General features: G+C 44.6%; 10 protein-coding genes. 3 read left to right on the forward strand and 7 right to left on the reverse strand.

Going from position 1 to position 9,375, the window contains the following annotated elements; all coding sequences use genetic code 11:
* The 3 genes from H6G89_RS33980 to H6G89_RS33990 form a co-directional block, all read left to right on the forward strand.
* The coding region (locus H6G89_RS33980) for a response regulator transcription factor (protein ID WP_190514441.1) at nucleotides 1-282 on the forward strand (282 nt) is incomplete at its 5' end.
* A gap of 223 nt (nucleotides 283-505) precedes the next feature.
* On the forward strand, nucleotides 506-1,033 hold the full coding sequence (locus H6G89_RS33985) for a DsbA family protein (RefSeq protein ID WP_199337113.1): 528 nt from the start codon (nucleotides 506-508) through the stop codon (nucleotides 1,031-1,033).
* A gap of 93 nt (nucleotides 1,034-1,126) precedes the next feature.
* Nucleotides 1,127-2,023: an AraC family transcriptional regulator gene (locus tag H6G89_RS33990; RefSeq protein ID WP_190514442.1), complete on the forward strand. Its 897-nt coding sequence runs from the start codon at nucleotides 1,127-1,129 to the stop codon at nucleotides 2,021-2,023.
* A 358-nt stretch (nucleotides 2,024-2,381) separates the two neighbouring features.
* On the opposite strand, the gene H6G89_RS33995 is transcribed toward H6G89_RS33990, so the two are convergent.
* From H6G89_RS33995 to H6G89_RS34025, 7 genes are all read right to left on the reverse strand, one after another.
* On the reverse strand, nucleotides 2,382-4,064 hold the full coding sequence (locus H6G89_RS33995; protein ID WP_190514443.1) for an iron uptake porin: 1,683 nt from the start codon (nucleotides 4,062-4,064) through the stop codon (nucleotides 2,382-2,384).
* Nucleotides 4,065-4,240: 176 nt separating this feature from the next.
* A complete protein-coding gene (locus H6G89_RS34000) occupies nucleotides 4,241-4,717 on the reverse strand; it encodes a hypothetical protein (RefSeq protein ID WP_190514444.1) in 477 nt (158 codons plus the stop codon).
* A gap of 138 nt (nucleotides 4,718-4,855) precedes the next feature.
* Nucleotides 4,856-5,311, reverse strand: coding sequence for a DMT family transporter (locus H6G89_RS34005; RefSeq protein WP_190514445.1), 456 nt, complete (start codon nucleotides 5,309-5,311; stop codon nucleotides 4,856-4,858).
* Between the two features lie 39 nt (nucleotides 5,312-5,350).
* Complete coding sequence (locus H6G89_RS34010; RefSeq protein ID WP_190514446.1) at nucleotides 5,351-5,965, reverse strand: FMN-dependent NADH-azoreductase; 615 nt, start codon at nucleotides 5,963-5,965, stop codon at nucleotides 5,351-5,353.
* A 321-nt stretch (nucleotides 5,966-6,286) separates the two neighbouring features.
* Nucleotides 6,287-6,553, reverse strand: a complete 267-nt coding sequence (locus tag H6G89_RS34015; RefSeq protein ID WP_190514447.1) for a glutaredoxin family protein — start codon at nucleotides 6,551-6,553, stop codon at nucleotides 6,287-6,289.
* Between the two features lie 165 nt (nucleotides 6,554-6,718).
* Complete coding sequence (locus H6G89_RS34020) at nucleotides 6,719-7,369, reverse strand: response regulator (protein WP_190514448.1); 651 nt, start codon at nucleotides 7,367-7,369, stop codon at nucleotides 6,719-6,721.
* Nucleotides 7,370-7,404: 35 nt separating this feature from the next.
* A partial coding sequence (locus H6G89_RS34025) for a sensor histidine kinase (protein WP_190514449.1) occupies nucleotides 7,405-9,375 on the reverse strand: 1,971 nt, incomplete at its 5' end.

A 9,375-nucleotide genomic window follows, 5' to 3' on the forward strand; every position in this document is an offset into this window, starting at 1 on the left:
GACACAATTCGCGCCGTTCATAGCGGACAAACTCGCATCCCCTCAGAAGTCGCTGCAAAATTAGCGGCTCGGCTCAGCAGCCCCAATCTCACTTACCGTGAACTGGAAGTACTGCGTCTGATTGTGGCAGGGCAAAGTAATAAAGAGATTGGGGCAAGTTTGCAAATTAGTGAAGGAACGGTACGTGCCCACGTGAATAACATATTGGGCAAGCTAGGTGTGAGCGATCGCACCCAAGCCGCAACATTAGCATTGAGAAAAGGCTTAGTGCGGCTGGAGTAAGATAACTCCTCTAGAAATGGCGATCGTATTTCTGGCTATACTCCATCAGCTAAATGTTATAGAAACTGATAGACCAAAAGGATTAGTTCAGTATCTATCAATTTGCGTAGTAAAAGATTGCTAGCAGTGTCATAGGCGGAATCAATCTTCCCAAATAGACTAGAGAGCAACAACGAAGGTTAAATGAACTTGACCTGAGTGCTTTCAATTTGGGGTTATCACTGTGGCGCAGCTTGTAGTTCCAGTTAGTGAATGGGATCACATTCTAGGAAGTCGAAGTGCAACCGTTACACTGCTGGAGTACGGGAACTATGAAAGTCCGCGCTGCAAAGAAGTCCACCATACTATCAAAACAATTCAAAAGCGTGACGATCGACCCTTCAGTTTTGTGTTTCGCCACTTCCCTTTAACTGCGATTCATCCAATGGCTCAACATGCGGCTGAAACCGCAGAGGCAGCGGCAGCTCAAGGATACTTTTGGGAAGTTCATGATTATCTTTTTGAACAACAGCATTACCGAGGTAATGGTAAGCTACTTCGTTTCGCTGCGTCCTTAGGGTTGGATGTCGATCGCTTTGAGCGAGAAGTGGCAGAGCACCTTTATGCTGAACGAGTGAAGGCAGATATACAAAGTGGTATCGCAAGTGGCGTAAATGGTATTCCTACGCTTTTTATCAACAGTATTCGTCATGACGGTTTATGGGACTTAGAAAGCTTGCAAACTGCGATCGCATCTTATAGAAGACCATAACAATCGCTGATTGAATTTGAAAAATACAAATTTAAACGGTTAACGCTTTGATTCTTGAACATTGTGAACTGATATTCATAGGGACGTACGGATATGCCCCAAGAGCAAGTACTACAGGTTGATTTTGTCCAAAAGAGTTCTGTGAATAATATTCTACCTAAACCTCCCTTGTCCTCCAGTCACCATTTAGGATGGAATGGCATTTTGGTTCAACATCATTACCAACCCGCTTGGGAACTATCCGAGTATATTACTTCAAAACATTTAGTATCGATTCATCACAGTACTCATACACTAGAATCAGAACGAGTATTGGATGGGAAAAGAAAATGTGAGCAAATTCAAAAGGGGGACATTGCTTTAGTTCCAGCAGATATACCTCATCAGAAGCTGTGGCAAAGTGATTGTGAGTTTACATTACTGCTACTCGACCCGATTTATATTGCTCACATTGCTCATGAAACCGTTGATGGCGATCGTGTTCATCTTTTGCCACACTTTGCTGAGGCAGATCCATTAATTTATCAAATTGGAACAGCACTGAAATCAGCATTAACCTCAGAGCAACCATCCACTCATCTCTACATCGATTCATTGTCCACTGCGCTAGCAGCGCATTTAATCATGCACTATTCTACAACTAAGCTAAAGATTTCAATGATCGATAATGGTTTGCCTAAACAGACCTTAGAGAAAGTAATTGATTACATTTACACTCATCTAGGGCAGGAGGTTACACTTTCCCAATTGGCTAATTTGACTGGAATGAGCCAGTACTACTTTTGTCGATTGTTCAAGCAATCAACAGGATTGTCACCTCATCAATATTTGATTCAGAAACGGGTTGAGCAAGCAAAGCAGCTATTGATAGAACGCAAATCTCCTATTGCTGATATTGCCCTTCAGTGTGGATTTACCAACCAAAGCCATCTTAATCGCCACTTTAAACGTATTGTTGGAGTGACTCCTTTAACATTTCAAAGGCAATAAGAAACAAGTGCAAAAATGTACTAAAAATCGCAAAAATGTTGTATCGAATGGTCATCAGGTGAGGAAGACTAACTGTATCTTCACATCTGAAGGACCATGTAAATGGGGAGTGGTCATATTTTTGTGTAAATTCAGTTTTGAACGAAAAATCAAGGGTTCCAGCCTACCTAAGCCTGATTTTCTGAACACTCCCTTGTTTTCGAAAGTTTGGTCACTTGAGCACGTCCTTTATCGGTCTTACTGGCGTAGAGCCTATCAAGCAGTCGCTCGTTACCACCACTACCGCAAGCGTTCTCAGGCTTTAACTGCATAAACGCAACTGTAATATCAAAATAGACATTAGTAATCAATGCTCCTATCAAAATGAGAAAGTTGTGCGAATTGTGCCAACATAAATCGTACTGTTGTCACGATTGTGTTCAGGATTTGTGATGACGAGAAATCCTGGCGTAATTGAAATGTGATCATTCATCCGAAATCGGTAGAAGACTTCTATATTGAAAGTGGTGTCTGCATCATCTCGTCCAAATTCATTTCGGATTAGTTTTGGCGGCTGACCGAAGACGATTCCTCCCAAATTTCCTTCCTCACCTAAATTTGGAAACGCAAGAGTCACCGCATAATAGGAAATATCAGCCGTTGGATTATCTGGTAGATCAGTAGCAGTAGCTTGCACAAAGCCAGCCCAACCTCCTAGTGAAACCTCAGGGGTGACACGAATGTTAGCGACCAGTCCATAAGAGTTGGCTATAATGCTTTGGCTAGCATTATCAAACGGTGTATTAGCATTGGCACTACCTGCGTTAATCTCAATTCCGTTGTACGATCGCGAATAGACCAGTCCTATATCGATATCATCATTGGGCCGCCAAGTGAGTTGCCCCAGCATAGAAAAGGGACCACTGAATAGTCCTGCTGAAGTTTCACTTGCCTCTGTTGCTAAATATACTAAAGACAAGTTGATGTTAGGACTGAGATCGTAGCTGAGTCCTGCTCCAGTTCCGCCAATGTTTTCACGATAAATTGGACTACGAAGACCAAAAAGAAATGGTGATCCTTTGCTATCGCTACCCAACAGAGGATTAAGCGTATCAGCGACATCGAAAAGATTACCGTTGGCAATCACAGTCACCTTAGCCGATTCTCCAATGGGGAAGCGGTAGTAGAGTTGATTCACTCTAAGTTGATTCTCATTATTGGCATCAAAGCTTAAACGAGCCATGTTGGTTCCTGTCGCCCCATCGAGGTTTGGGGTGTTTCCCGACTGTAACTGCACCCGCAGTAGATCTTCTCCCGCAAAGCTAGTGTTAAGGAATAAACGTACACGATTACTGAAGATTACTGTTTCATTCAGCGATTCATCTCTGCCTTCTGACGTTGCGATTTCATCTCCAAGGATCCCAGTAGCTGCAAAAATCACCTCTCCTGTTAACTGTGTTGTAGTAGATAACTGATTGGCTTCTAATTCTGCTGTTTGGGTTTCTAGAGTATCAACTTGACTTCGTATTGCAGTCAATTCAGTTGTAAATTCTTCAGTGAGGCGTTGTAGTATTGCCAGATCTTCTTGCATAGTGAGATTAGCCATTCTCACAGTCATAAGTTCATTCATTCGAATGAGACAGCGATTGAGACCTGCTGCAAATTCATATCGCGTTAGTACTTGTTCTCCACGATAAGCGGCATTTAGATCGCCTGCAATGCAATCATATCTTGCAATCAATGATTGAAGTGCTTGAAATGCCCAATCACCTGGTTGCACATCTGATAGTTCTAAAACAGAAGTAATTTCTGTTGTTGTATCGATTGCATCATCATCCATATCACTTAAGAAAATTGCAGCGTCTGGTTCCAAATTAAGAGAGTCTGGAGTCGGGCTTGGTGACACTGAAGTGGATTGACCGTCTAAAGCATAGAGAGATGATTTGAATTCACTGGACCAAGCACTCGATGAATCGAAACTGATTTCCCACCCTACGATGGAAACTGCTACCAAAGAACGCAAGATCATCCCTCTTGTTCTCATCAACTTCATATTGCTCATATTTCACTAAACTCCTGTCCATCACACCAGGGTCAAGTAGGCTTATCGGCTGCTGACAGAAGGTTCTGCATCACGAGCAGCAATTTCAGAGGTGGTCTGCGCCACAAAGGGATTGTAGGATGAATTGGTAGTGTTTCAGATCTGTTGCTACTAACCCCCGGCTGTCGCCGTCCCCCTTACCAAGGGGGACTACAGGGGGTCTTACAGAGGTTATCAACAGGTTTGGAACACCACCCTCGCTCTTCTTCTGTCGCTGGTGGTGTTGTATAGTCTCTTGATTCCAATGGCAGTTCAAAAGCGCGAAAGAAAGCGACGAGAGTGCGTTTATCAACCTTGACTTCGCAGCTAATAACACGACTAATCGTGCGGGCATCGAGCAGCGATCGCTCACTTAATTCTTCATGGGTATAGCGTTTGCCAAAGTCGTCATACAGCACACCGGCTTGCTTGAGTTTTTGCCAGCCTGCTTGAGTTAATACAACACCTCGCTTACGACTTTTATTGCGAAAGGAAGGTTGGGGTTGATTGGGTTGGAGCACTGGGGCTGATTGCCTTTCACAGCGGCTTGAATAGCCACTTCCGATCGAGCGATAACGACTAATCGATGTAGGAGAGGTAGACCAGGGTTGAATAGGTGAATTGGATAGATTCATGGAATTTGCTTTAGAGGATAGGAGATTTTGGACAATGGGGTAGAAACCAACAGAAGTACTTTCCCCTTTAATGGTTGAAAGTCTGGATGTCAAACACACTAATCAGTAATTTCATGAATCGATTCTCCCTAAATTTGATTATCGCTTTGCATAAGCAACTAACGAAACGCCTAAAATCACGAGTGTTACTCCAGCAATTCGTTCAGGATTGGCTGGATGTTTAACAAGCCCGATCGCGCCATAGTGATCCAAAAATATTGCAGCAATCATTTGACCAGCAATTGTTAGTGCTAAAGCAAGCGCGGCTCCGATCTTAGGAGTTGCAAAAATCGTTGACCATACATACAACGTTCCTAGACAACCTCCTACCCACATCCACCAGGAGGTTTGAGAGAGTGTAACCCAGCCCGGAAAGGAATAGCGAGCAAAATAACAGAATGATAAGGATGTTAGTGTGCCAACTAGATAAGAAACAAAGGTAACTTGCATCGGCTCACCAATATAGCGCCTCAACAACGTATTTAATGCAACTTGAACAGGTAAAACGGCTCCACCAAGCAGCCCAATTAACAGATAGAGTGTACGGTCTTGCACTTCAACACCTCTAGAAATACCTTGACGAGTGATTCAGAACTACCACTGTGTGGCAAGATCTTGAATGGTGGATCTTGCTTCGGCTAAACTTTGCTCGCGCAGATCTGTTCTGAGGCCATTGGCATTGATAAACTGTATGTCTGTGAAACCAATAAATTCAAACACGGTTTTTAGATAAGGCTCTTGAAAATCTGAAGGAGCAAAGGCTGAACCGGGTCGAAAATCGCTACCTCGTGCAGTAATAAAAAGCAGTTTCTTTCCAGTTACTAAGCCTTTAAAGGAACCATTTTCTACAATAAAGGTACGACGTGGTCGAACAATGTAGTCAATGTAAGACTTCAAGACGGCGGGAATCGTGAAGTTATACATGGGGACTGAAATAATGTAACGGTCAGCAGCAAGAAATTCATCAACTAAGCGATCGGAGAGTTGAATCGCGTTTGACAGTTCTGGAGTGTACTGTTCTGGTGCAGTGAATTTAGCAGTAATCCAGGTATCATCCAGGTAGGGAACTGGGTCACGAACCAGGTCGCGCAGTGCAATGCTCACTTCAGGATGGTAAAGACTCCATTTATCAATAAATTCTTGTGTTAACGTGCGGGAATAGGAGTGCTCGTGACGCGGACTAGAAGCGATGTATAGAAGGCGTGTCATGAATAAACTCCTGTTGAGAATATGAACATAAAGATAGGATTAAACGGATTCATAAGCGTGCTTCGCGCAATTGCAAGAATGAAGTTGCAATTAGAATCAACACGTCACTCAGTATTTGAGGAGTGTGAGTTATTGACTCAATCAAATTCAAGTAAAGCCCTGCGGCAATTATTCGGTTGGGTCAACGATCGCTGCTCGTTCTACCTACAAACGTTTTGTACCCCATAGACACAGCCCGTAAAAAATCCGCAATACCTATTGTTCCTTCAAGTTGAATTGGGCTGATTGCTCTGTATGCAAACTAGTATTTGAATCCTGATTTCATTCAAGAAAACTGTGCTTACGCAATTCCACCTGTAATGTCAACGGATCGGGATTAAAGAGGATCACACCGCTTATATCAATTGTGGGACGCACAAGACGGCCCTGATTCCAATCTGTAATTTGTTGCATTGCATCAGGATTCTCATCAATGTCTACAAAGCGGTAGGAAACTTCCAATGCTTTAAGCTGTTGCAAGATATGCTGAGTAAAGCCGCACCAGGTTGATCCATAGACAACTACTGTGGGATCAGCCTCGTTCGTCATGACAGTCCACCTTGCAAACCAATATATGCTTGATGGCTTCATTATTGAGGAAGTTCAGGCGTAGGCCAATTGAGCCAGGGTTAAAGCTTTGCCTCTATCAAAAGGCTAATGAGCAGGTTTAACTAGGGGTGAGTTGAGGGCTATAACTAAAGTTAGAACGGTAAATTAGACCGGATGAATAATGCCACGTTTTATGGCAATCATCACAGCTTGGGTCCGATCACTGGCACCCAATTTTCTCAGGATTGCATTGATGTGTGCTTTGACTGTTCCCTCAGTAATGCAAAGCGTGCCTGCAATATCTTTATTTGCGTCACCTTGAGCTATCCGTTGCAGCACCTGTAATTCACGCGGAGAGAGTTCCTCTTGATCAAGGCGTTGTGCGAGTTTGTCAGCAACCATTTTGGAAAGTGAAGGTTGACCCGCATGAACCGAGTGAATCGTTCCTAAGAGTTCTTCGTAAGGTGCATCTTTAAGTAAATAGGACTTAGCCCCCGCTCTTAAGCCCCGATAGATATCTTCATCACCGTCATAAGTTGTTAAGACAATAATGCGGGCGGTTGGACAGGTTTGGCGAATACGAATAATCGCTTCCACACCGTCAACTTCTGGCATTCGCAGATCCATCAGCGTAATGTCAGGCTGATACTGATGAAATAGGTCGATCACTTCACGCCCATTGCTCGCTTCAGCCACAACCTGCATTGTTTGAGTACGATCGAGAATCGCCACTAAACCTTTCCTTAAAATTGCATGATCGTCGGCGATCAGCACACGGATGGTTGTCTCGTTAGTGGATTCAGGATTTGAGGTCATGGCATTTTGGTTTGAACCATTCAGGAAAGATAAAATTACGCACGATCGACCGGCACAGAAACAATAACTTCAGTACCTTTAGTGGGCTGACTCGTGACACTGAGTTGTCCACCCAGGCGATAGGCACGTTCTTGCATTCCAATCAGCCCAAATCCTGGTTGAGAAGCTTGGGCAGCAGAATGAGGCATAAAGCCTTGTCCATTATCTTGCACACGCACGTGCACGTGAGTAGATTCATAGATAATTTCAAGGTGGATGTGTTGAGCGTTCGCATGTTTGAGGGCATTGGTCAATGCCTCCTGCCCAATGCGAAATAAATTTTGAAGAAAAGATTCGGGTAGAGCATAAGGTGTACCCCGTACACTGACCATCATTTCTACAGATGAATATCTTGTCATCTGCTCAGCGAGCTGCTGGAAAGCAAACTGGAGATTGTCTTGTTGCACAAGTTCAGAACGCAGGGCATAAACCGATCGTCGAGCTTCTTGTAATCCTTCACGGGCAAGCGCAATGGTCCAATCAAGATGCTCTTGCACGAGTTGCAGTTGTGCCGCAGGAGCAGCAAGAAGCTGTTTTGTAGCTTGTTGATGAACGACGATGCCTGTAAATGCTTGAGCGAGGGTATCGTGAATTTCGCGTGCCATCCGGTTGCGCTCTTCTAGAAGAGTTGCTTGTTGTACTTCTTCAGCAAGGCGAATGAGTTCCAGGGCGAGTGCAGCTTGGTTCGCAAACGCATGAGCCAGTTCTGCTGCTTCTGGATTGAGGGTGGGTTGGTGATCAAAGCGTAGAACAATGCTGCCTCGGAGGATATGACCTAAGCAAATTGGAACCAGAAGCAGCGATCGAATACCAGATGCTTGCAATTCGGCTTGGAAAGGCTGGTAGATTGTTCTCGTGAGCAAATCTTCCTCGGTTTGAGTCACAATCTGCCCACAAGCCAATCGACGGTAAATATCAGGATCTTCACGCATTTGTTTAAGGGAGCGTGGTGTGACAGGGTGAGCAAGTTCAGGCGGTAGCTGAATCATGCCATCTTTATATGAGACGAGCAGATAGCTGAATTCCTCGTCATATTGCCAAATCCCGGCACCAATTGCACCAAAATGATCGACACATACGGCTAGGATGTGTCCCAGGAATTTTTGTAGCTCTGGTTCGTCTACAAGCTTATTCAGAGACGCTTGTAACGCCTGGTTGGTTTTTGCCAGTTCAGCAGCCCGTTCTTGTGCGGCTTTTTGCTGCTCGCGAGCGATCGCCATTTCACGTTCACGCTCTGCAATTTGGCTCGTTTGCATTGCCAACGCAATTTGCTTGCCAAGTGATTCAGCCAGTGTGACCTCCCCTTGGGTAAACGCAGGTGTCTCTCGATAGATGACTAGCGCACCGATTGCTATTCCATTACACACAAGCGGGACATTGAGTTCTCCACCCCAACCCATTTGCTGGGTAAAAGCATCAAATTCAGGAACGGAAGTCCCAGTGACATGATCAAGAACGATTGCGCGTTCCCGATGACGATGAGAAGTCCCAAGATATTCAATCGGAACGGTGAAACCCTGGGCAAGTAACCGCGCAAGCGTAAATCGATCGCTGAGAGCTAACAACTGTTCAGGTTTATACACGGTTCCTTCATGGAACCAGTACCGCAAATAGATGCGTTCATCGGTTGGATGCTCAAAGTAGCTACAACTACGAGCACCAAAGGCTGCAACAACAATTTTCAGCACCTCAGGCAGAAGCGCGTCTAACTGTTCGAGTTGACCCACGGCATCAATGGTTTGTTGAAGAGCGATGCTGGCTTTCTCTAACTCATCTGCCCGTTCTTGTGCCGCTTTTTCTTGCTCACGAGCGATCGCCGCTTGTTTCGCCTCTTCTGCCAGTCGAGTCAATTGAATGGCGAGTGTAACTTGTTGGGCTAGGGCGTAGGTTAACTCAATTTGTTGCTCAGTGAAGTGGCGATTATGGGGAAAAAACACAATTAGTGCGCCGATCGTTCTATCCCCTAA

The organism is Oscillatoria sp. FACHB-1407, from assembly GCF_014697545.1.
Lineage (GTDB): Bacteria > Cyanobacteriota > Cyanobacteriia > Elainellales > Elainellaceae > FACHB-1407.